Here is a 22,249-nt window from a genome sequence, read left to right as displayed (position 1 = left end):
GAACCGGGCGGTGCTTTAGCAGTCGATACGTAGGAGTGCTAATCAATAATTAGCACTCCACCGGGGAGAGTGCAAGCAGATGCCGCCGAAAACCGGGTAACGGCGGCGGCCGCTTCGCTCCCAGCGATCAGCCGGCGGACCGGCCGGCTGCCTCGCTGCCGGTCAGTTTGGCGTTGTTGTCCGCGCCGTAGGTGAACACCATGTAGTTCGCTGCGGTGACATCGCCGTTCGCATCGAACCGGACCGGGCCTGATTCGCCGTCGTAGTCCACAGCGGTTCCCGCCTTGATGGCAGGGAGGCAGTCCTTGTACGTCTTGCAGACGGAAGGCTTCCCGTCGGGCTGGGCGGCCGTTTGGCCCGAGCCGCCCGAGCCGCCCGATACCGAGATCAACGTGGCAGCGATCGAAGCGCCGGCGTCGTCATCCGCGACGGCGGCCGCCACAGCTGCAAGGTTGACGGCATCGTAGGTTTCCGGAGCAAATGTCATGTCCTTGAGGCCCGCGTCCACAGCCACGAGTTCACCCTGCAGGTGCGCGGAAGGGAAGACCCCGGGGACGACCGCACGTGCGCCGTCCAGCGCCTTGGAACCGAGGCCGGAACCGTACTGTTGGAAGGCGCCGTCGCCCAGAATGAGCTTGTTTCCCGGTATCCCGGCGTTGGTGAGCTCGGCTATGGCACCCTGCGCACCATCGCGGGCAATGACGACGACGGCGTCCGGGGCAGCGTCCCGGGCGGCGGCCGCGGATTTCTGCGCCTCCCCCGGCTTGAAGGCGGAAAGTGTCACCGGCGCCAGCCCGGCACCCTTTGCGGATGCGGACACGGCCGCGGACACCTCCGTGCCGTAGCCGCTGTCCTCGTAAACCACGGCGAGGCTCTTGGCCCCGCCGTCCCTGGCCAGTTTCACCAGGACGGCTGCCTGGGCGACGTCAGCTGCGGCCGTACGGAAGTAATATCCGCCGCTGTTGTACTTGCTGAGTTCGGCCGCGGTATTCGCAGGCGAAATGAGAGTGACCTTGGCCTTGGACAGCACGTCAATGGCGGCCGGAGCCCGGCTCGAATCGGTGGGACCGATCACGACGTCGGCCTTGGCGTTGACGAGCTCCCTCGCCTGCGCGGCGGTGTCGGCGTCGGTGTTTTGGGGCAGCAGCTCCACAGGCCGGCCCTTGTGCCCGCCGGCCGCATTGATTTCCTGGACGGCCAGTTTGGCCGCGGCCAACTGGGCGGCGTTCAAGAACGCCTGGGGGCCGGTGTTGTCAAGGATCAGGCCGATCCGCAGGGTGCCGTCACCGCTGGCCTCGACCGAGGCCGTCCTCGCGTTACCCGCGTTACCGGAGCAGCCGCCGAGCGCCAGCACGGCGGCAGCACCCCAGGCTGTGGCACCCCACACGGCGGAGGGGGCGGACTTCAAGGTCCCGGTCCGACGTCGGGCAGTCACCAGGGAAATGCGGGCGGCGCGGCGCGTCACTAGGCGGGCCGGACGTTTTCAGCCTGCGGGCCCTTTTCGCCTTCGCCGACCTCCAGCTCCACGCGCTGGCCCTCTTCGAGGGCGCGGTAGCCGTCGCCCTGGATGGCGGACCAGTGCACAAAAACGTCGTCGCCCGAGCCGTCAACCGTAATAAAGCCGTAGCCCTTTTCCGCGTTGAACCACTTCACGGTTCCCAATGCCATGATCTCCACACTTTCAGGTTGCTTCCGTAAGGCCCACTTCAGTGTGTGCCGTGAATTACGCGTTGAAGTCTGGAATCACTCTATCGACGGGCCCGTCCGGGCGCAGGCAGGCGGCTAAAACGGGCGCAATAGTTATTGAGGCGTAACCCAAACGGTCACTGGAATTCAGGGCCCAGCACCACGGCAACGGGGGCCTGCAGGCCCCCGGTTTCCACGAGCTTGGTGATGTTCAGGAGTGCTCCGAGGGCCTCGGCGTTGGCCTTATGGGCGCCGGAGTAGAAAATCACCGACTCCTGCTGGGGCGCTCCCTGCCAGTTGGACACCTCGCCCAATACCCAGCCGTCCTTCTCGACCGTGGCGCCCACGCGTCCGGCCAGGCCCGATGTGAGCGTGGCGTTGTAGACGGACACCGGCTGCGACTTGTCCACGGCGGAGGAATTCAGCACTGCAGACTCCCCTGCCGAGGCAGACTCAGAGGCCGAAGGCGTACTGGAGGCGGAGGCGGAGGGTGACGTCGCCCCGGCGGACGGCGTGGCCGAGGGGCTGGACTGTGAACCGGGCGCCGAACTGGGCGGCGCTTCCGAGGTCATGGCAGACAGCGGGCTGGCGGAGGCCTGGAACCCGAGCTGCGGCAGGAGCAGAAACGCGAACACGCCGACGGCAAGCGACCCGATTCCCACGGCCAGGATCGGCCAGAGCCTGGCGCGGGCCGGCGCCGAAACGGCACGGTGTACGCCCTGACGGGCAGAGGCCTCAGGGACCCTGTCGAATTCGTCCCGAGCATAGTTGGTCATGGTGAAGTGACGTCCTTGGTGGATTATTTGCCGGCGGTCCGGCACTGGCGTTTACGCGTCAGATCCCAGGCGGCGTGCAGTGCGGGCCCGCTGGCGTGACGTTCGTAGTCTACGCAATCTCTTCACGAGCATGGGGTCGTGGGCCAGCGCAGCCTCGGTATCGATGAGTGCGTTGAGGATCTGGTAGTAGTGTGTCGCCGAGAGGTCGAACAGCTCGCGGATGGCCTGTTCCTTGGCTCCCGCGTACTTCCACCACTGCCGCTCCAGAGCCAGCATCTGCTGCTCCCGCCCACTCAACGGCGAGTCCCGCAACTGGAAGTCTTCCAGCAGCGCGCCACGCTGCGATGCGGTGTCCGGCGCTGCGTCAGCCGCCGCGAACTGGCCTGCGAGATGGTCCTGCAACGGCTCTGCCACTGCACCCTCCTTCGCTGAATCCGGTAAAAAGCCCAACCCCCATGTTACGGACGAATAACAGCATTGTCATTTACGCCGTGTGACGTCGTGGCCCCGCCGAGGGCAGAATGAGTGGGTGACTGAACCTGAACCCTTGTTTGAGCTGGAGCAGGCCGGTCCGGAGACTGTCGGCTTTGCCGAAATGGCGGCGATGCCCCTGGACGAGCTGGTGGCTCCTGACTGGGCCGCGGCCCTGGCCGGTGTGGAGGCGGAGCTGAGATCGGTGCTGTCCTTCCTGGCCGGCGAGGTGGCGGAGGGGCACAGGGTGCTGCCGTCGCCGTCGAACGTCCTCCGCGCGTTCCGCCAGCCGCTGGCGGACGTGCGGGTACTGATCGTCGGCCAGGATCCGTACCCCACACCGGGACATGCCGTCGGGCTGGCTTTTTCGGTGGACGGCCGCACGCATCCCATCCCGCGCAGCCTGGCCAACATTTACAAGGAGCTAGAGGCCGACCTCGGGCTCCCGGCGCGCGTCCACGGCGACCTGGGCGCGTGGGCCGGGCAGGGCGTCCTGCTGCTCAACAGGGTCCTGAGCGTCCGCGAGGGCGCCGCCGGCTCCCACCGCGGAAAGGGCTGGGAAACCATCACGACGGCGGCGGTTGCCGCCGTCGCAGGCCGCCGCTCCGCCGAGGGCGGAAGGCTCCCCCTCGTCGCCGTCCTGTGGGGCAAGGACGCGGAGGGAATGCGGCCGCTGCTGGGCGACACGCCCGTCGTGGCCAGCGTCCACCCAAGCCCGTTGTCGGCGTCCCGCGGTTTCTTCGGCTCCCGGCCGTTCAGCCGCGCCAACGCCCTGCTGACGGAGCAGGGCGCCGGCGCGGTGGACTGGGAGCTTCCGGCCCTGTCACGGGCAGGGCGGCCTACTGGCAGGTCAGCGGCTGGGCACTGAGTGACTGGCCGGCTATGCGTACGTACCTGGCCGCGGCATACCCGCTCTTGACGGCCCACTGGTTTGCCGAAGAGCCCCGGAATGTGTACGTCGCGTTGGTGCCCGCACAGTTGATCGGCCGCACCTCGCCGTTGGCCATCCACTCGCCGCCGTCCGCGAGGCAGTTCACCTGGTTGTCAGCGCCGCTGGCCTGGTAGCTGGTCCAGGCGCACAGGCCACCGAACTCACCGTTGACCGTGAAGCTGACGTTTTGGTAGGTCCGGCCGCCGGCCTGCAGCACGTCGCTCCGGTTGCCGTCGCTGTCCACCGTGGTGATGAATACCTGGACGTTCTGATCGGGTTTGTCGCCGGCGAAGATTTCACCGCCGCCGGCGGGAAGCACGCCGGAAGGCCCGGTCCTGCCGTCGTCGGGATACCGGCTGCTCCATTCGAACCTCGCCACCGGCCTGCCGTTCGCCGCCGGCGGGGCCACGGTGGTTCTCACCTGGGTGTTGCCGTAGTGAAAGCCGTCCGTGATGGCCTGGAACGGTTTCCCGAAGGGAGCCACCGGATTGGCGTCTGTGAAGGGACCCGGGTAGGACTGTCCGTCGACCACGTTCGTGGCACGGACGCCGATCGTATAGGTGCCGTTGTTGGCCAGGCCGGTAATCACCTTGTTGGCCGGCACGGCCGCCACCTGGCCGCCGTTCACCCGATATTCATACACGGTTTCTCCGGCCGCCGCCCCGCCCATGGCGGAAGGCGCGCTGAACGTCAGCTGGGCGCTGTTGTCCAGCGGATCCGCCCGGAGGCCGTTGACCTGGCCGGGGGCCCCCACGGCCCTGCGCGGGTCCGACGCGGCGCTGGCGGCCGAATATCCGGCCTTGTTCCGCGCGGCAACGGTGAAGGTGTAGCCGGCGTCCGAATTGCCCACGGTGAAGAGCGCGCTGGTCCGGCCGCCTGGCACAACCTGCGAGGCGTCGGGCGAACCGGGATGGGAGGACACCACGGTGTACTCGGTTACGGCGTCACCGTTGCCGTCCGGCGCCGCCCAGCTGACCTGGATGACCGAGCTGTTGGCCCCCGACGTCGCGAGCGTGGTGCTCGGCTTGCCGGGGACGGCGGGCACCCCGGCCGGGATCTCCGCGGCCGAGAAGGGGCTCCACTCCGAGGGCGTGGGCGCCTTGTTCTTGGCCCTGATCTGGACCCGGTACGACGTGCCGTTCGCCAGCCCGGTCCACGTGTAGCTCAGCCCGGGCCCGGCCGACCGCACGGCGGAGCCCCCCGGAGGAGCCGGCGAAAGCTGAAGCTCGTAGTCAGTGATCGCCGATCCGGTGGTTTTGGCAGCCGGCCAGCTGACGGCCAGCTGCTTGTCCCCGAAGGACAGCGACGGCGCCTGGGGCACCTCCGGGCGCTGGTCCGGGCGGGCCGGAGCGGAACGTTCCGAGGCCGGGGATTCACCGATACCGTTCACCGCAACCACGCTGAACGTGTATTCGACATCGTTGGTGAGTGATCCGATGGTGCACGTGTTGGCGGGGCACAGCTGCGAAACTCCGTTGGTCCCCGTGACCCGGTAGCCGGTGATGGCCGAGCCGTTGGCGGCAGGCGGCGTCCAGTTCAGCACCACGGTGCTGTCCCGCACCTCGGTGGCCACGGGAGTGCCGGGTTTGTCCGGTTTCGCCTTGACCGTCAGCCTGATCCGCCCGTCCGCCTCACGCCGGGCGTCCCCTGTCTTGTCCTGGATCCGGTACCGCACCACCATGGTGCCCACGAACGATTCCGCGGGACGGACGTCCACTGCGTCCCCGGACACGGCTGCGGTGCCGTCGCCGGTTTCCACCACGGCACTGACAACCGTCAGGGGTGTGTCGGCGAACGGGTTGACGTCATTGGCGAGCACCTGGACTCGCCGGTTTTCGCCGGCCCTGGCCTCCGCCACTTCGTCGTCGTTGGCCACGGGCAGCGGACGAAGCGAAGGCGTCAGGCTCACTTCCACGGTCCCCTGTGCCGAGAGTCCGCGCGGGTCCGTGACGGTCAGCGGCAGGGTGCCTCCCGGCTCCGGCGCATCCGCTGTGGCCCTGATCTTCAGGGTGGTCCCGTCCACGCTGGCGCTGATGCCGGGAGGAAGCTGGCTGCCCAGCGTCACCTTGAGCTTGCCGCTGTCAGCCTGGTCCGGGTCCGATATGAGCGTGTCCAGCTGCACCTCCGTTTCCTCGCCCTTGACCACGCTGGCGCGGGTGGAGGAAATGGCCGGCGGGTGGTTCCGGTTCGGATCGGGCAGCACGTTGATGCTGATGGTCAGCACGGACGTGAGCGTATCCGGCGCTTCAACGGGGCCGTCGGCCACTTCGAAGGTCAGGGACGCCGGCCCCGCGTAATCGTCGGCGGACGTGAAGACCAGGGAGGCGGCATCCTTGACCAGCGGCTTGCCGTTGGCCGCCACCGCCGACACGCGCGAATCAACGGTGAGCCGCGGGCTGCGGCCTTGACGGACCACCACGGCATCGTTCAGGTCGACAGCCAGTTCCCCGCCGCTGACCACTTCCAAGGGGGCCGGGCTCTTCAGCGCCGGGCGCTGCTCCGACGTCCCGGGCACGTGGATGAACGCCGTGGAGGCCAGGCCGTCCAGGTCCGTGGCCGTGTAGGGAATGATGCGGGGGCCGGGCAGCAGGGTGACATTGACAGTGCCGTCGCCGCGGACCGCCGCGTCGGTGGTTCCGGCGCCCAGGATGACCTTCAGGTCGGAGGTCACGCCGTCGGGGTCCTCGTCGTTCTTGAGCACGGGAACGTCCACGGCGGACTTCCCCAGCGTTTCCGCGAAGGACACCCGGTCGTCCCGGGTGATCGGCGCCTTCCGGGGGGCGGAGGGCGTGACGTCGACTTTCAGGGTGCCCGTCGCCTGGCCTCCCCTTCCGTCGGAAATCCGGTAACGGATGACGACGGCGCCAGCGGAGTCCGGCGTCGTAAACCGCACCTTTCCGTCCTCTATCGACGCGTTCAGCGCGGCATCCGCTTCGACTCCACCGCGCACGAGGGCCAGGGGGTCGCCGTCCGGGTCCGCATCGTTGTGCAGCACGTCCACGGCCACGTGTCTGTTGGGCTGGGCGGTGACCGCGTCATCGCCCGCCACCGGCTGCTGGTTGGCCGCGGTTGCGGCGCCGATGCCCACCGCCACGGTGGCTGTGCTGCGGACGCCGAACGTGTCCTGCACGACGTAGCTGAAGGCATCCTGCCCGGCGGCCTTCGCCGACGCAGTGTACTCCAGGTAAGTGGCGCCGACGGTGACGGTCCCCTGGGCCGGGGCCTTGTCCAGGCCGACCAGCGATACGGAATCGCCGTCGGGGTCTATGCCGTCCAGCGGAACCTGGATGCGGGTGGCGCGCCCGGCGATGGTGCGGGCGGTCAGGTTCTTCGGTTCAGGCCGGGAATTCTGGTCGGCGCCGCCGCCCTTGATGCGGATGGTGACCTGCGCGGAGGATTCCTGGCCGTCCGGACCCTGGACGACGTAGATGGCGTGCACCGTCTTCGCCGTCGGGCCGGCCTTGAACCGCAGGACGTCGCCGGAAACGCCCAGCAGCCCGTCGGCGGTTTCAACTGTCTGGGCAAGCTGCGGCTTCAGCGCCAGTGTTGCCCCGTCCGGGTGGCTGTCATTGGCCAGCACATTCACGGTGGCGACGTCGTTGGCGCGCACCGTGATTTCGTCCGGCACCGCACGGGGCGGCCGCAGCCGTGCCGGTGCAGGCACCGGCTGAACGGTTACTTCGCCGACCGAACTCTCAAGGCCGTTCGACACCGTGTACGTGAACGTTGCCGGTGCGGCCAAACCGTGCGCATCGCTGATCTTGAGCACGCTGTGGTCAAGGACGGCCACGGACAGGGGTGATCCGGAAGGAACGCTGACGGATTGAATGACGAGCACGCCGCCGGCGGGGTCGATGTCGTTGGCCAGCGCATCCACCAGGGTGTGGCCGCCCTGCGGGAGCCGCGCGACATCCCGGACGGCCACCGGGGCGCCGCTGGTTCCGCCGTTGGTGACATCGATCCTGACAAGCCCCAACTGGCTCGCAGGCCCGTTGGTCACCTGGTAGGTCACGTAATAAGTGCCGGCAGCCGGAGCATTGAAAACGAAGGTGCCGGAGTCAAAATGGGGGGACACCCTGGCGGCCGGAGGACCCTCCACCCGGGCCAGCCGCAGCGTGGCGCCGGCGGGGTCGAAATCGTTCTCCAGTGGAGAAACCACCGCGTCCCGGCCCGCTACAACGCTCAGGTGATCGGGGTTTGCCATCGGCGGCAGGCTCCCGCGGGGACGCATCTCGACGGTGATCTTGCCCTCGCTCTCGGTCCGGCCGTCAGACACCCGGAGGGTGACCTCCTTGCGGCCCAGGGTGGTGCCGACGTCCTGGAACTGCAGCAGGCCGTCCGGGCGCACCTGGACCTGGTCATTGCCGTTGTCGGCCGTTGCGGCTTTCAGGAAGAGGTCGTCGCCGTCCGGGTCGGTCCAGTCCGTCAGCACATTCTGGCTGAAGGACTTTCCCTGTTCGAGGAGGATGACGGTTTTTCGTTTTTGGGTGGGCGGACCGTTCTCCGAGTCGGCCCGCACGGCCACCCTGATCCTGGCCTGCGCGGTCTTGCCCCGGCCGTCGTCCACCTGGTATTCGAAGTCGGACGTTCCCGATGCTTTCTCGGGCACGCTGATCTGCAGGGCGGAGCCGTTGTAGATGGGTTGCGCCGTGCCGTTGCCCGGCCCCGAGCCGAGGACGTTGAGGGTCAGCAGGTCGCCGTCCGGGTCCGAGTCGTTGTCCAGCGGAGTCAGCAGCGTGGTCTTGCCCGGCCTGACGCCGAAGACGTCATCCTGGGCGTTGGGCGGCCGGTTGGCCTTGGTGCGGTCCGGGAGCTGATTGAGCGGGTTCTGGTCGGCGGCGTCTTCCTTCTCCTCCTCCGACCTGTTCGGCGGCGTCTGGAGATCCTGCCAGTTGTTGACAAGCTGCATCGCCTGCTGGACGAGCCACACGTTGCCGCCGTTGGTGTCGTTGAGCACCACAACACTGCGGTTGACCCGGAAGACCAGATCGGACTTGTTGTTGGCGTTCGGGACATCCGTCAGCTTGTCGTGGACGTCGTCGGCGCAGTCCCGAAGGTACAGGTTGCTCTTGTTCCAGGCCGCATGCACGCAGCCGTCCAGCTGCACGGGACTGACCGGATTTCCGTTCCCGCCTGAGGGCTTTGTGGCGGCCCCGGAGCCGTCCAGCGGCTGTTCGATCAGGCCCTCCGGCGTGGCCACGGCGACGAAGCTGCCGGCAGGGCCGGGCTGCTGCAGCCGAGACCCCTCGGCGTCGGGCAGGTCAACCGTCCGGCCCCCGGGCAGGTAAAGCCGGCCCGAATCGGTGTCCAGCAGCACGGCATCTGCTCCCACCGTGGTGAGCTGAAGATTCTTCACGGCAGAGAAATCGCCGTAGGACGCCGTGGCCCTGTCCCCGGCGGTTCCGTCGTCCTCGACGGTCAGCCGGCTGACCTCATGTGCCGCGGGGTTGGCGATGTAGGCGGCCCCGTCCGCTCCGATTACGGCCCGGAGGTTCGCCGCCCCGGAAACCACCGGCTCCGAGGTCTGCCGGTCAAAGCCCCGGACGGTGTCGGTCGAAGCCAGCCAGGCCTCCCCCGTGCCCGGATCGCTGAAGACGTAGGCACCCTGCCCGGAAGCGGCGGTGACGCCCCCGGGCAGCATGACCGGTTCGCCGAGCCGCATGGCTGCCGGGTCCACGGCCGTCAGGGACGAGCCGGCGTCCACCAGTATTTCGCCGTCGTGCTGGAGGATTTCGAAGCCTGCCGCCGCCGGCGTCACGCCACCGTCCAGGGTCTTGGACGGATAGTTGAGCCGGGCGGTCATCCCGACGCTCTTGTTCGTCACCCAGACGCCGCCGTCGTTGAGGTCCACATCGGCTGACTTGACGCCCGGATAGAGAAATGCCGCCGCCGCCAGCAGGGCGGTCACCGCTGAGAAGCCCGTCCCCTGAAGCAACCGCCTGTGGGCGGCGAAGAAGTTCCGTGGCGTTGGCATGACAGTCCCCCGGGTGAGATGCGATGAAGTCCACCCCAATTAGACCAACAAGTGCAGTAATCTAGCGAACCCGCCGGGTAGCAGGACTCCAGCCGGCACCGGACTTAGCCTAGGCTTACCTACATGACTTCTGTTCCCGCCGCTACATCCGCCACGCGGAAATCCCGTCCCCAGATCAACCTGACCGTCCTGCGCCGGGAGCAGCTTTCGGCCCACATGGTGCGCATTGTCGCCGGCGGCGAAGGCTTCGCGGAGTACGTCAACAACGACTTTGTGGACAGGTACGTCAAGATCGCCTTCCCCCAGCCGGGTGTGGACTACCCCGAGCCGCTGGATCTGTGGGCCGTCCGCGAATCGATGCCGCGGGAGCTGTGGCCGCATACCCGGACCTATACGGTGCGCTGGGTGGACTTGGCGGCCGGCGAACTGGCCATCGACTTCGTCATCCACGGGGACGAAGGCCTGGCCGGGCCATGGGCGGCCGCGGCCCGGCCCGGCGATGCCCTCATCTTCACGGGACCGGGCGGAGGCTACAACCCTGATCCTGCTGCCGACTGGTACCTTCTGGCCGGCGACGAAGCCGCCCTGCCGGCGATCGCCGCCGTCATCGAGTCCCTGCCGGCCGGCGCCCGGGGCCTGGCGTTCCTGGAAGTGGACACCGACGCCGATATCCAGCCGATCGCCGCGCCGGCAGCCTTGCAGCTGGTCTGGCTGAAACGCGACGGCGCCCCCGCAGGCGGCAGCGACCTGCTGGTCAACGCCGTCCGAGACGCCGCGTGGCCCGACGGCAGGGTTGATGTCTTTGCCCACGGAGAGCGCGGCTACATGAAGGGCCTGCGCGAGGTGCTGTTCCGCCAGCGCGGCCTCGAGCGCAGCCAGGTGTCGCTGTCCGGCTACTGGGCCATGGGCCGCGTCGAGGATGACTTCCAGGCCGAGAAGAAGCTGCCGATCGGTAAAATCTAGGCCACGATCTAGCGGCGGCGGGCCCGCCGTCGTTCATTGCTCGCAAGGCTCCGGGTGAGCGGCCGCGCGAGCGTGTCGCCGAGCACGATCCCGCCGGCCACGCCGAACACAATGGCCCCGGCGCTCAGCATCCCGCCGGCGCCCAGCAGAATCTCGGATTCCTCAATGGTCAGGACATACATCGAGCGGAAAATGGTGAGGCCGGGCAGCAGAATCAGGCCGGCAGGCACCGCGACCACCAGCTGCGGGGCGCCCATCTTCAACGCCACCACGCGGGCGAGCAGGCCGATCACCACAGCGGCCAGCGCCGGCGAGAAGTTCGGGCCGATGCCGAGCATCTCCGCGCCGATCAGGACCAGGTGGCCGATCACGCCCACGGCCGCCGTCGGAAGCAGCAGCTTCCAGTCCGTCTGTTCTGTGATGCCGATCGCCACCACGGCGATGGCAACCAGAATGACCTGCGCCCACAGCGGGTACGCGGGCGGGAAGGTCTCCGTGACGTCGATCGGCTCCATGCCGGTCCTGTCCCCCACCACAAACGCGACGGCAATCCCGGCGACGACTGCCCCGAACGTCAGCAGAGTGGACAGGAACCTGCCGGCCGCCGTGACGGGGAAGCCGTTGATCGCGTCCTGGACCGAGGACACGAGCCGCCCGGTGGGAAGCAGCAGCAGGATGCCGCCCACCACCACAATGGCGGGGGCTAGCCGGACCCCCACAGGACTGCCGAACCTCCACATGAGCAGCGCGATGACCGTGACGACGAAGGAGCAGGCCGCCGTGATGAAGAAGTCAGGCGTCCGCCACCGGCCCAGCTTCCGGGCCAGCAGGCTGATCAGCAGGTTGGAGGCGAACGCGACCGCCGACGCGCCCAGGCCGCCGCCGATCACGCCCACGAACACCGCCGAAAACACGGCGAACGCGACGGTCACCATCCAGCGCGGGAACGGCTTGGGGCTGCGGACGATCTCGTCCAGGCGCCGGACGGCCTCGTCCCGGCCCACGCCTCCGGCCACGATATCGGTGACCAGCTGGTGGACCTGGGCCAGCCCGGCATAATTGTTCGTCCAGGAACGGACAACGCGCAGGAGCGCGATGGGCGTCTGGTCCTTGGGCGCGTAGTTGATGCCCACGGACTGGTTGGTGATATCCACCTCGATGTTCTTCAGGCCGAAGGCAGCGGTGACGGCGATGATGCTGGTCTCCACTTCCAGGGCACCGGCGCCGTACCGGAACATGGATTCGGCGAGGTGCAGCACGAAGTCCATGGTCTTGCGTGCCGAGGTGTCTATGCCGCTGACCTGGATCATCGGGTTGGCGTAGGGGCTCCCGGCGAGCCGGTCCACGATGCTCAGTGGCGCCGTTGGCGGGTTTTCCCCCTGGACCAGCCGGCGCAGCATGCGCTTGGCCGCCGCGTTCTGGTGCACCTGTGAAGGTGTCAGAGGCTCAGTCTTGGGCAGCCCGTCCGTCTGCGGTCTCTTGACGCCGCGGGGTTGTTTGGTCATTCGGGCCTCCCTCCGTGCCGTGCCTGTGGTTTTACTAGAGCCTGCGGCCTAGTAGAACTGCTGTCCCGTCCGCCGGGTGTACACCTGCCGGGCAACGCGCTCGCCCGCTGCCATCCACGCCTTGTATTTCAGCGGGCTGATGACCTGGTCGTAACACCCAACGAAGTCGGTGACCGTCTTGCTGAAGCTGGTCTTGAAAAGCCCCAGTCCGTGGAACGGGTTGGATGTGTCCTTGAGTTTGTCGCTGGGCGGGGTTCCGCAGAAATCGTATTCGGTGCAGCCGAGTTCCTTGAGCTGGTTGATCGCCGTCCACTGCACCAGGTGCGAGTCGCCGTACTGGCTGCGTTTCTGGAGGGATCCGCCGTCCTTGTACGTGCCCTTGTGCCCATAGTTGATCACGAACGCCCCCACTGACGGTACGCCGTTTTCGTAGACGAACAGAAGCCGGCCCTGGCCGCGCTTGACGAAATTCGTCCAGAACTGGCGGTAGTACTCATACTCACGGACCCGGACCTGGGATTTTGCCTCCACGGTGTTGGTCATAAGCGCATACATGGCCCTGAAGTTTTCCTCGGTGGGATCCACGTTGTGCACGTCGACACCCTCGCGGATGGCGCGCCGGACCGCATTCCTGCCCCGCGAATGCAGGTTCCGGAGCAGCTGGTTCTCGTCCGGGGAAATGTCCAGGAGAGCCGTGGAGTCGTTGGGCTGCAGGTTGTGGGTCTTGACCAGCCCGGCCTTTTCGATGACTTCCCGGGCCGAGTCGCTGTGCACGATGTCAGGCTCGATCTTGATGGCGAACACGCCCAGCCGGGCCCTCTTGACGAAGTCTGCGTTGGCCGCAGCGATGCCCGGAATGTCTTCGATGGCGGCGACATCGGGCCCCTTGATGAGGTACCACAGCTTGCCCAGCACCGGAAAGCTCTTTTCCAGCACCAGGTTGTAGCTCGTGTAGTCAGCCGTTTCATAGACGAGGTGGAGTGTCTTCCACCCGAAGTGCTGTTTGACGTCGGCGAACGCCTCAGACTGAAGCAGGTTTCCGCCGTTCGGGTTCGCGGTGACGTGGGAGTCCCAGTTGGCGACCTCCTCGGCGGAGGCAAAGCGGGCAGTGAATTCTCGCAAGTGTGCCGTGTCCAATCTTCGCGTACGTTTCTTCAGCAGGTGCCCGGAGAGGCAGCCTCAAGTCTATCTGCCCTGCCTTGCCGGTGGCTGGACGCATGCCACGCTGCTCACAGGCGTATCTGGCTGAGGTCGGTGAGGATCACCGCCTTGCCTTCCCCGCCGGGCCCTGTGCCGCCTGGGGTTGTACCGGCGGAAATGCGGTCGGCCTCCGCCAGCGTGGTGAGCGGTATTCCGGTCAGCCCCGCTATCTGCGGCACCGGGACCTGGAAGGCGCGGAACGGACCAAGGGGCGGCGGCTCGTCCGCCAGCAGCCGCTCCCGGATGGCCTGCGCCAGTTCCTCCTTCCCCAGCTGCGGAGACTGGTCCAGCAGGAAACCCGCGGCAGCCAGCGTTCCCTCCATGGTCCAGGCCGCTATTTTCCAGAACTTCCGCGGTATCTGGACTCCCCGGTACGGCACGTCGTCGTCGGCCAGGACGGGCCCGGTGAAGACGCTGATCCGCGCATCGTGCTCACCGGCATGGTTCAGCACATGGTCTTCCAGCCCGAGCCACAGTTCCTTGCCCTGGTTGAAGTCCGATGCCTGCGGGGCGGCGTTGGGATAGGCGAACGTGTCCTGGTTGGCGGTCCGTGCCGTGGCGTCATCACCCCATACGGGGTCAAGGCGCCGGACCAGGTGGCCGCGGTCCAGGCCGTTGTGGCGGTAGACCTCGGGCCCGGCCTGCACGCTCCGGGGCACCCTGGAGTCGAAGTGCCAGACTCCAATCCGGTCAAGCGGCACCAGCTCACGGCCGTTGATGTTGACGCCCACCAGGGCGGCCAGCCTGCGCGCAGGCACCAGCCGGACGGAGAAGTGGGTGTAGTCGAGGAGGACGGTGGGGCGGTCCGGACAGGGCAGCTCAACGGCCACCCGCAGGAAGCCGGGATCGTATCCTCTGCCCATGGGTCCATGGTCGCACCGGCGTCGGACAGTTCACAGGGCGGGCCCGATCTGTCCGCCTCCGGGCGTGCCACCAGCGCTGCGGCTTGACTCTCCGTCCTCCCGTGGCAACTGTTGAACCATGGAACCCAACGACCACGGCCGCGGCGGACCGGCCGTCCAGGCGGCAGCCCTCCTTGGGTTCCTGGCCGCCTCTGCCGTGGTCGCTTACCTGGGTTCCCAGGTCACCGTGGGCAACGTCAACGGCTGGTATGCAACGGCGGACACGGCTCCCTGGTCCCCGCCCAACTGGGTGTTCGGTGCGGTGTGGACAGCGCTGTACACGGGGATGGCCGTGGCCGCCTGGCTCGTGTGGCGGAGCGACGCCCCCGGACGCAGGACGGCGCTCGCCGTGTACTGCGTGCAGCTGGCCCTGAATCTGGCCTGGACGCCGGTGTTCTTCGGGCTGTATCCGGCGCTGGGGTCGGCTGCCCTCTGGCTGGCGCTCGCCATCATCGTGGCCCTTGCCCTGGCAGTCGCCGCCACGGTGCTCTGCTTTGGGCCGATCAGCCGGACAGCCGGGCTGTTGATGCTGCCCTATCTGTCCTGGGTGGTCTTTGCCGTGAGCCTGAACGTGTGGGCGGCCGCACACAACTAGGCTGCGGCCGGCTCGGTCACCGCTGCGTAATCAGCACTCCACGACGTTGACGGCGAGGCCGCCCATGGCGGTTTCCTTGTATTTGGAGCTCATGTCCTTGCCCGTCTCGCGCATGGTCACGATGACCTCGTCAAGGGAGACCCGGTGCGAGCCGTCGCCCCAGAGGGCCATCTTGGCGGCGTTGATGGCCTTCGCGGCGGCGATGGCGTTGCGTTCGATGCAGGGCACCTGGACCAGCCCGCCGATCGGATCGCAGGTCAGGCCCAGGTTGTGCTCCATCGCGATTTCCGCGGCGTTCTCCACCTGCGCCGGCGTGCCGCCCATCACCTCGGCCAGGCCGGCGGCCGCCATCGACGACGCCGAGCCCACCTCGCCCTGGCACCCGACCTCGGCGCCGGAGATGGAGGCCTGTTCCTTGTAGAGGACCCCGATGGCGCCGGCGGTGAGCAGGAACTTCACCACGACGTCCTCGCGGTCCTGCTGGGTCGCCTTGTCCATGCCGGGAGCGAAGTGCAGCGCGTAGTAGAGCACGGCCGGGATGATGCCCGCGGCGCCGTTCGTGGGGGCCGTGACCACCCTGCCGCCGGAGGCGTTCTCCTCGTTCACGGCCAGGGCGATCAGGTTCACCCATTCCTGCCAGTACTTCGGGTCCCGGTAGTCGGGACCATGGTCCCGGCTCTCCTTCAGCAGCCGTTCGTGCCAGTCCGGCGCACGACGGCGGACCTTCAGCCCGCCGGGCAGCAGGCCTTCACGCTTGAGGCTGGTTTCCACGCAGCCCTCCATCACCGAGTAGATGTGCAGCAGGCCCTCGCGGATCTCCTCCTCGGACCGGGAGGCACGTTCGTTGACGAGCATGACTTCGCCGATGGACAGGCCCTTGGACTGGCAGCGTCCCAGGAGTTCGGCTGCAGTGCGGAACGGCAGGGGCAGTTCCTTCTTGGACTCGTCAAGTTCCTTCAGCGCCGCGTCCTCCTCGCCCTCGCGGACGATGAAGCCGCCGCCCACCGAGAAGAAGGTGGCGCTGTGCAGCACGTCGCCGTCGGCGTCGGAGACGGTGAAGGTCATGCCGTTGGTGTGCCGCGGCAGGACGGTCAGCGGGCGCAGGACCATGTCCTTCACGCCGTAGGGCAAGGGAACACCGTTCCCATCGCCAGCACCGGCGAGCTGCAGCGTTCCGGTCTCGGCGATGGCCGCAAGCCGCTCCTCCACCTCGTCAGGCAGGATCAACTCGGGGTGGAAGCCCTCCAGGCCGAGCATGATGGCCGTCATGGTGCCGTGGCCGTGCCCGGTCGCCGCCAGCGAGCCGTACAGGTCCACCCGCAGCGACGCCACCCGGTCCAGATCGCCGGATGCCTTGAGTTCCTCGGCGAACACCGCGGCAGCCCGCATCGGACCTACCGTGTGTGAACTGGATGGGCCTATTCCGATGGAGAAGAGGTCAAAGACTCCAACAGCCATTGTCGGTTCCTAACTAGGTCTAACTGTGGCCCGGCAGATGGTCCTGCCGGAGGACTGCTTGGCCGCGGGTCGCGGCTGGCAATCGGTCAGTACGACGGCGTGCGGCAGCTTGTGGCGGCCGTCCGCCGTCGTACTGTTTTAATCCACGCTACGCGGTTTTTGCCGCGGCGGGGCCGGCAGAACTTACAGCTCGCCGCCGTTCTTGGAGGCGTAGTCCTGCGCGGAGAGCAGCGGGCCATCGGACTCAGCAGCCACCTTGAACAGCCAGCCGGCGCCGTAAGGATCGCTGTTGATCAGCGCCGGATCCTCGACGACGTCGGGGTTGATTTCCGTGACCTCGCCGGTCACCGGGGAGTACAGGTCCGAAACGGACTTGGTGGACTCCACCTCGCCGCACGTCTCCCCCGCGGTCACGGCCGAGCCGACCTCGGGCAGGTCAACATACACGATGTCGCCGAGGGCGTCCGTGGCAACGGCCGAGATGCCGATGGACACAATGTTCCCGGCTTCCCGGGCAACCCACTCGTGCTCGTCGGAGTACTGCAGTTCAGAGGCAACTTTTGCCATGTGTTTTTCCTAAGTCTCGATGCGGTCGTTGGTGCTAAATCTGTTGTGGCTGGCTTACGCGGCGGGGGTTCGCCATCCTCCGCGTGCTCGCTCGTACACCCCACCGTCCCCCTAACCTCGCAAGCTCGGTCAGGGAAAACCGGGGCCAGCCGGCCCCGGAGCCGGGTACCGCTGAAGCACCCGGCCCGCTGAGGTACTGGCTGGACTACTTGACGCGCTTGTAGAAAGGCAGTGCGACGACTTCGAACGGCTCCGTCTTGCCGCGCAGGTCGATGTCCAGCGCGGTGCCGGGTTCGGTGTATTCGACGTCGACATAAGCCATGGCAACCGGGTAACCCAAGGTGGGGCTGGGCTGGCCGGAGGTGACTTCGCCTACGACGTTGCCGTCCTTGAGGACCGGGTAGTGCCCGCGGCCGGCGCGGCGGCCGAGTCCCTTGAGGCCCACGAGCTTGCGGCCCGACGTGGAGCCGGCGCCTGCTTCCTTCTTGGCGGCCAGGGCGGCCTTGCCCACGAAGTCGCCTTCCTTGGACAGCGCGACGACGGGACCCAGACCGGCGGCGAACGGGTCGCCTTCGAGCGACAGTTCGTTGCCGTAGAGCGGCATGCCGGCTTCGAGGCGGAGCGAATCGCGGGAGGCCAGGCCAGCGGGCGTCAGCTCCCCGTCGTCCGCGATGGCGACGATTGCCTGCCAGAGGGCGGCGGCGTCGTCGTTGTTCACGAAGATCTCGAAGCCGTCCTCGCCGGTGTAGCCGGTCCGGGCGAGCAGCAGTTCCTGGCCGGCGCCCGCCACGAGGAACGGGACCTCGACGGCGGCGTAGTACTTCAGGCCGGTAACGAGCTCGTGCCGGGCCGCGGGAACGAGCCGGAGGAGGATCTCCTCGGCCTTCGGTCCCTGGACGGCGATCAGCGATGTGCCGGCGGATACGTCGTCGACGACAACTTCGAAGCCGGCCGAACGCAGGGCAAGAGCCGCGGCCACCACTTTGGCGTTACCGGCGTTCGGCACCACCAGGAACCGGTTGTGACCCTCCGCGTCTGCCGGCCGGCGGTACACGATGAGGTCGTCGATGATGCCGCCGTCCTCGTTGCAGATCAGCGAGTACTTGGCCTTGCCGACGGCCATCGCCGAAAGCTTGCCCACCAGGGCGTAGTCCAGGAAAGCTGCCGCGTCGGGGCCGGTCACCCAGACTTCGCCCATGTGGGAGAGGTCGAAGATGCCTGCAGCCTTCCGGACCGCGTGGTGTTCGGCCAGTTCGGAGCTGTACTTGAGCGGCATTTGCCAGCCGCCGAAGTCGGTGAAGGACGCACCCAGCTTCTTGTGCTCTTCGTAGAGGGCCGTGTGGTTCTCAGACATGGGGCGGATCCTCAGCTTTCGAAGGCTTCGATGGGCGGGCAGGAGCAGATCAGGTTCCGGTCACCGGCGGCGCCGTCGATCCGTCCCACGGGCGGGAAGTACTTGTCCTGCTTCAGGGAGTGGACGGGGAAGACTGCCTGCTCCCGCGGGTATTCGCGGGCCCAGTCCGAGCTGATGACGGCCGCCGCGGTGTGCGGTGCGTTGCGCAGCGGGCTGTTTTCAACGGTGAAGTCACCGTTTGCCACCTGGTCGATTTCGGCCCGGATGGCGATCATGGCCTTGATGAAGCGGTCGATTTCGCCCAGGTCCTCGGATTCGGTGGGCTCCACCATCAGGGTGCCGGCCACCGGGAACGCCAGCGTGGGCGCGTGGAAGCCGTAGTCGATCAGGCGCTTGGCCACGTCCTCGGCCGTGACGCCGGTCTTGGCCGTGAGGGCGCGCAGGTCCAGGATGCACTCGTGCGCCACGAGTCCGCCTTCGCCGGTGTAGAGCACCGGGAAGAAGTCGTTCAGGCTGGCGGCGGCGTAGTTGGCAGCGAGCAGCGCGGACTTGGTGGCGTCGGTCAGGCCCGCACCACCCATGAGCTTCACGTAGGCCCAGGAGATCGGCAGGACCCCGGCGGAGCCGTAGCGCGAAGCGGAGATCGGCACGTCGTTGCCTTCGGTCCACGTTGCCGCGTTGCCCGGCATGAACGGGGCCAGGTGGGCCTTGGCCGCGACCGGGCCGACGCCCGGGCCGCCGCCGCCGTGCGGGATGCAGAAGGTCTTGTGCAGGTTCAGGTGGGAGACGTCGCCGCCGAACTTCCCGGGCTGGGCGAGTCCGACGAGGGCGTTGAGGTTGGCGCCGTCGATGTAGACCTGGCCGCCGGCGGCGTGGATGGCGTCGCAGACTTCGCGGACGTCGGCGTCGTACACGCCGTGGGTGGACGGGTAGGTGATCATGATCGCGGACAGCGCGTCCTTGTGCAGCTCGATCTTGGCGTTCAGGTCGGCGTGGTTGATCGTGCCGTCGGCGGCGGTGGCCACCACCACCACCTTCATGCCGGCCAGGACGGCGGAGGCAGCGTTGGTGCCGTGGGCCGAGGCCGGGATCAGGCAGACGTTGCGCTGCGCGTCGCCGCGCGAGCGGTGGTAGCCGCGGATGGCCAGCAGGCCGGCAAGCTCGCCCTGGGAGCCGGCGTTCGGCTGGATGGAGACCTGGTCGTAGCCGGTGATCTCGGTCAGCTGTGCCTCGAGGTCGGCGATCAGTTCCCGCCAGCCCTCGGTCTGCGAATCCGGCGCGAACGGGTGGATGGAGGCGAACTCCGGCCAGGAGATGGCTTCCATCTCGGCCGTGGCGTTCAGCTTCATGGTGCAGGAGCCCAGCGGGATCATGGTGCGGTCCAGGGCGAGGTCGCGGTCCGAGAGCTTGCGCACGTAGCGCAGCAGCTGGGTTTCGGAGCGGTGCGTGTTGAACACCGGGTGCTGCAGATACGCGGAAGAACGTTCGACGGCAGTGTCCAGGGAGAAGGCGTCCGTCGCGTCAACGGCCTTGGCACCGAAGGCGCCGAGGACGTCCGCGACGATTGCCGCCGTCGTCGTTTCATCGGTGGAGATGCCCACGGTGTCGGCGTCGATGCTGCGCAGGTTGATCCCCCGGGCCTCGGCCGCGGCGATGATGTCTGCAGCCTTGCCCGGAACGGACACGGTCACGGTGTCGAAGAAGCTGGTGTGCAGGACGCCAAGCCCTGCAGCCTTCAGTGAGGCGGCAATGGTCTTGGCGTGGCCGTGGGCGGTTTCGGCAATCGCCTTCAGGCCTTCGGGGCCGTGGTAAACGGCATACATGGATGCGACGATGGCCAGCAGCGCCTGGGCGGTGCAGATGTTGGACGTGGCCTTTTCACGGCGGATGTGCTGCTCGCGGGTCTGCAGCGCGAGGCGGTAGGCGGGAACGCCGGCCGAGTCCTTGGAGACACCCACGAGACGGCCCGGCATGGACCGCTCAAGGCCCTTTTGGACGGCCATGTAAGCGGCGTGGGGGCCGCCGTAGAAGAGCGGAACGCCAAGGCGCTGCGCGGATCCGACGGCGATGTCGGCGCCCTGTTCGCCCGGAGGCGTGATGAGGGTCAGCGACAGGAGGTCCGCGGCCACGGTTACGAGCGCACCGCGTTCCTTGGCGGCGGCGATGACCTCGGAGTGGTCGAACACGCGCCCTGAGGCGCCGGGCTGCTGCAGGACCACGCCGTTGATGACGCCGTCGGGCAGGCCCTGAGACAGGTCCGCAACCTCGACCTCGAAGCCGAGCGCTCCGGCGCGGCCCTTGACGATCGCGATGGTCTGCGGCAGGCAGTCGGCGTCCAGGACGGTCTTGCCGTCGTGGGCTTCCTTGTTCTTGTTGGCCCTGCGCATCATCAGCACGGCCTCGGCCACGGCGGTCGCTTCGTCCAGCAGCGACGCGTTGGCAATGGGCAGGCCCACGAGGTCCTGCACCATGGTCTGGAAGTTCAGCAGTGCCTCGAGCCGGCCCTGCGAGATTTCCGGCTGGTAGGGGGTGTAAGCCGTGTACCAGGCCGGGGCTTCGAGGATGTTTCGGCGGATCACCGGCGGCGTCACGGTGTCGTAGTAGCCCTGGCCGATCATCTGCACGGCCGTCTTGTTCTTCGCGGCGATCCTGCGCAGCTCGGCGAGGGCTTCTACTTCGCTCAATGCCGGGGCGAGCTGCAGCGGCGAATCCTGCCGGATGTCTTTGGGAACTGCCGTGTCAACCAGCGCATCAACGGTGTCATAGCCGACAGCCTTGAGCATGGCGTCGACGTCGGCTTCGCGGCGCGCGCCGATATGGCGGTCGACGAAGGAAGTGGAGGCTGAATTGACAGTCAAAAGGAACTCCATAACTCAGGCGGCGCAGGGTACGCCACATCGATTCGGGTTCCTCCCCGCACTGTATTGGGGACCTGAGAGTTTCCGCGCAGCCGCGATTTCGCACAGCCCCGCTTGCACCGTCGGTGAGCACAGCATGCCCTGGACACTCCGGGTAGTTACGGAACATTCCAGATGGGCAGCCTGCTGCTTTCCAGAGTTGCCTTGCCGCGGCGGTACATGGGCCTGAGAGATTCCTGGGGAGGTTTTGCTCCTACGGCGCCTGCTTGTACCTACTTGCAGAACTCTCCCGCCGCAGATCAAAGGCATATTCAATTAGCGATGACAACAGTCACAGGGGCTATTCTCCTACGTCCGGAAGGCCGCCGCAAACTGTCTCGCAGGGTGCCGACCGGCGTGGTGGGCGCTAGCCGCGGAGCCGTTCCAGCGCGGCCAGCAGGCTCTCGACGTCGGCGGCCGTCTCCGCGGGAGTTGCCGCCGGCCCGATCGACAGCATGGCATTGAAGTACAGGCCGTCCCCCATGTAGAGCACGGCCTTCGCAAGGCCCGGACCCACGTCTTTGGCGATCTCGTCGAGCCACCGCTGCTGGATGTGGGCGAAACGGCGCCGGGTCTCCTCATGGGCCACTTCGGCGAGGCGGGTGGCTGCCACGATGACGCGGTCCAGCGGAGTGTCCGCCCACACCGACGACTTGATGAAGTAGGCCGCGGCACCTTCCTGCGCCTTGGCCATGGCCTGGGCGTCCGCCTCCGCGTATTCGTCCAGCCGGTCCAGCAGGACGCCGATCAGGGCTTCCTTGTTCGGGAAGTGGTACAGCAGCCCGCCCTTGGAGACGCCGGCGCGCCCGGCCACGGCGTCCAGGGTGGCGGCACGCTCCCCTACCTCAATCAGGAGGGATTCAAACGCATCAAGGACGGCGCCGCGGGCAACTGGTTTTCTGGCCATGGCTCCCATCATGCCTGCTCGGGCCCTCGATTTTATAACTGTACCGTCTGGACGGTATAGTTA

The 22,249-nt window shown here is 67.4% G+C and carries 16 protein-coding genes and 1 riboswitch; of the genes, 3 read left to right on the top strand and 13 right to left on the bottom strand.

The features are described from left to right. Window positions 1-127 precede the first annotated feature (127 nt). The 4 genes from J7I89_RS04240 to J7I89_RS04225 all read right to left on the bottom strand — a co-directional run bounded on the left by J7I89_RS04240 (window position 128) and on the right by J7I89_RS04225 (window position 2,876). Window positions 128-1,435 (bottom strand): ABC transporter substrate-binding protein, encoded by a 1,308-nt coding sequence (locus J7I89_RS04240; RefSeq protein WP_374101995.1) that lies wholly within the window; start codon window positions 1,433-1,435, stop codon window positions 128-130. Window positions 1,436-1,464: 29 nt separating this feature from the next. Further along, window positions 1,465-1,668: a cold-shock protein gene (locus J7I89_RS04235; protein WP_214967578.1), complete on the bottom strand. Its 204-nt coding sequence runs from the start codon at window positions 1,666-1,668 to the stop codon at window positions 1,465-1,467. Window positions 1,669-1,823: 155 nt separating this feature from the next. After that, window positions 1,824-2,462: a LytR C-terminal domain-containing protein gene (locus J7I89_RS04230; RefSeq protein ID WP_214967576.1), complete on the bottom strand. Its 639-nt coding sequence runs from the start codon at window positions 2,460-2,462 to the stop codon at window positions 1,824-1,826. Window positions 2,463-2,513: 51 nt separating this feature from the next. Beyond that, a complete protein-coding gene (locus J7I89_RS04225; RefSeq protein ID WP_374101994.1) occupies window positions 2,514-2,876 on the bottom strand; it encodes a DUF3263 domain-containing protein in 363 nt (120 codons plus the stop codon). A gap of 181 nt (window positions 2,877-3,057) precedes the next feature. Here J7I89_RS04225 and J7I89_RS04220 point away from each other — a divergent pair, with 181 nt between their 5' ends. Continuing rightward, window positions 3,058-3,801 (top strand): uracil-DNA glycosylase, encoded by a 744-nt coding sequence (locus tag J7I89_RS04220; RefSeq protein ID WP_251044923.1) that lies wholly within the window; start codon window positions 3,058-3,060, stop codon window positions 3,799-3,801. Here J7I89_RS04220 and J7I89_RS04215 read toward each other — a convergent pair. Then, window positions 3,773-9,838 (bottom strand): Ig-like domain-containing protein, encoded by a 6,066-nt coding sequence (locus J7I89_RS04215; protein ID WP_214967572.1) that lies wholly within the window; start codon window positions 9,836-9,838, stop codon window positions 3,773-3,775. The two genes, J7I89_RS04220 and J7I89_RS04215, sit on opposite strands and share 29 nt — an antisense overlap. A gap of 123 nt (window positions 9,839-9,961) precedes the next feature. On the opposite strand from J7I89_RS04215, the gene J7I89_RS04210 reads away from it, so the two are divergent. Next, window positions 9,962-10,801: a siderophore-interacting protein gene (locus J7I89_RS04210; protein WP_214967570.1), complete on the top strand. Its 840-nt coding sequence runs from the start codon at window positions 9,962-9,964 to the stop codon at window positions 10,799-10,801. Window positions 10,802-10,809: 8 nt separating this feature from the next. On the opposite strand, the gene J7I89_RS04205 is transcribed toward J7I89_RS04210, so the two are convergent. The 3 genes from J7I89_RS04205 to J7I89_RS04195 form a co-directional block, all read right to left on the bottom strand. Next, entirely contained in the window at window positions 10,810-12,306 is a 1,497-nt protein-coding gene (locus J7I89_RS04205; RefSeq protein ID WP_214967569.1) for a threonine/serine exporter ThrE family protein, read from the bottom strand. Between the two features lie 48 nt (window positions 12,307-12,354). Then, window positions 12,355-13,428: a peptidoglycan bridge formation glycyltransferase FemA/FemB family protein gene (locus J7I89_RS04200; RefSeq protein ID WP_214967567.1), complete on the bottom strand. Its 1,074-nt coding sequence runs from the start codon at window positions 13,426-13,428 to the stop codon at window positions 12,355-12,357. 107 nt (window positions 13,429-13,535) lie between these two features. Beyond that, entirely contained in the window at window positions 13,536-14,369 is an 834-nt protein-coding gene (locus tag J7I89_RS04195; protein ID WP_214967565.1) for a DNA/RNA non-specific endonuclease, read from the bottom strand. A 118-nt stretch (window positions 14,370-14,487) separates the two neighbouring features. Between J7I89_RS04195 and J7I89_RS04190 the strand changes: the two genes are divergently transcribed. Further along, complete coding sequence (locus tag J7I89_RS04190) at window positions 14,488-15,003, top strand: TspO/MBR family protein (protein WP_214967564.1); 516 nt, start codon at window positions 14,488-14,490, stop codon at window positions 15,001-15,003. 30 nt (window positions 15,004-15,033) lie between these two features. On the opposite strand, the gene J7I89_RS04185 is transcribed toward J7I89_RS04190, so the two are convergent. From J7I89_RS04185 to J7I89_RS04165, 5 genes are all read right to left on the bottom strand, one after another. After that, window positions 15,034-16,461 (bottom strand): L-serine ammonia-lyase, encoded by a 1,428-nt coding sequence (locus J7I89_RS04185; protein WP_214967562.1) that lies wholly within the window; start codon window positions 16,459-16,461, stop codon window positions 15,034-15,036. A 183-nt stretch (window positions 16,462-16,644) separates the two neighbouring features. After that, window positions 16,645-17,028 (bottom strand): glycine cleavage system protein GcvH, encoded by a 384-nt coding sequence (gene gcvH, locus J7I89_RS04180; RefSeq protein ID WP_214967560.1) that lies wholly within the window; start codon window positions 17,026-17,028, stop codon window positions 16,645-16,647. A 205-nt stretch (window positions 17,029-17,233) separates the two neighbouring features. After that, window positions 17,234-18,382 carry a glycine cleavage system aminomethyltransferase GcvT gene (gcvT, locus tag J7I89_RS04175; RefSeq protein WP_214967558.1) on the bottom strand — a complete coding sequence of 383 codons (1,149 nt, stop codon included), beginning with the start codon at window positions 18,380-18,382 and terminating at the stop codon, window positions 17,234-17,236. Window positions 18,383-18,393: 11 nt separating this feature from the next. Next, entirely contained in the window at window positions 18,394-21,252 is a 2,859-nt protein-coding gene (gene gcvP, locus J7I89_RS04170; RefSeq protein ID WP_374101993.1) for an aminomethyl-transferring glycine dehydrogenase, read from the bottom strand. A gap of 191 nt (window positions 21,253-21,443) precedes the next feature. Beyond that, window positions 21,444-21,542: riboswitch (glycine riboswitch) on the bottom strand. Window positions 21,543-21,646: 104 nt separating this feature from the next. Beyond that, window positions 21,647-22,186, bottom strand: coding sequence for a TetR/AcrR family transcriptional regulator (locus J7I89_RS04165; protein ID WP_214967553.1), 540 nt, complete (start codon window positions 22,184-22,186; stop codon window positions 21,647-21,649). Window positions 22,187-22,249 lie beyond the last annotated feature (63 nt).

Source organism: Arthrobacter sp. ISL-5 (genome assembly GCF_018613835.1).
Taxonomy (GTDB): Bacteria; Actinomycetota; Actinomycetes; order Actinomycetales; family Micrococcaceae; genus Arthrobacter.
Note: the sequence above shows the minus strand (reverse complement) of the source record. Positions and strands in the feature narration are given on the sequence as shown.

What these genes read in the sequence shown, in the direction of transcription:
- J7I89_RS04210 (WP_214967570.1), top strand. Translation starts at nt 9,962, where the DNA reads ATGACTTCTGTTCCCGCCGCTACATCCGCCACGCGGAAATCCCGTCCC.
- J7I89_RS04195 (WP_214967565.1), bottom strand. Translation starts at nt 14,369, where the DNA reads ATGGGCAGAGGATACGATCCCGGCTTCCTGCGGGTGGCCGTTGAGCTG.
- J7I89_RS04165 (WP_214967553.1), bottom strand. Translation starts at nt 22,186, where the DNA reads ATGGCCAGAAAACCAGTTGCCCGCGGCGCCGTCCTTGATGCGTTTGAA.
- gcvT (WP_214967558.1), bottom strand. Translation starts at nt 18,382, where the DNA reads ATGTCTGAGAACCACACGGCCCTCTACGAAGAGCACAAGAAGCTGGGT.
- J7I89_RS04230 (WP_214967576.1), bottom strand. Translation starts at nt 2,462, where the DNA reads ATGACCAACTATGCTCGGGACGAATTCGACAGGGTCCCTGAGGCCTCT.
- J7I89_RS04190 (WP_214967564.1), top strand. Translation starts at nt 14,488, where the DNA reads ATGGAACCCAACGACCACGGCCGCGGCGGACCGGCCGTCCAGGCGGCA.
- J7I89_RS04185 (WP_214967562.1), bottom strand. Translation starts at nt 16,461, where the DNA reads ATGGCTGTTGGAGTCTTTGACCTCTTCTCCATCGGAATAGGCCCATCC.
- J7I89_RS04215 (WP_214967572.1), bottom strand. Translation starts at nt 9,838, where the DNA reads ATGCCAACGCCACGGAACTTCTTCGCCGCCCACAGGCGGTTGCTTCAG.
- gcvP (WP_374101993.1), bottom strand. Translation starts at nt 21,252, where the DNA reads ATGGAGTTCCTTTTGACTGTCAATTCAGCCTCCACTTCCTTCGTCGAC.
- J7I89_RS04220 (WP_251044923.1), top strand. Translation starts at nt 3,058, where the DNA reads ATGGCGGCGATGCCCCTGGACGAGCTGGTGGCTCCTGACTGGGCCGCG.
- J7I89_RS04205 (WP_214967569.1), bottom strand. Translation starts at nt 12,306, where the DNA reads ATGACCAAACAACCCCGCGGCGTCAAGAGACCGCAGACGGACGGGCTG.
- J7I89_RS04235 (WP_214967578.1), bottom strand. Translation starts at nt 1,668, where the DNA reads ATGGCATTGGGAACCGTGAAGTGGTTCAACGCGGAAAAGGGCTACGGC.
- gcvH (WP_214967560.1), bottom strand. Translation starts at nt 17,028, where the DNA reads ATGGCAAAAGTTGCCTCTGAACTGCAGTACTCCGACGAGCACGAGTGG.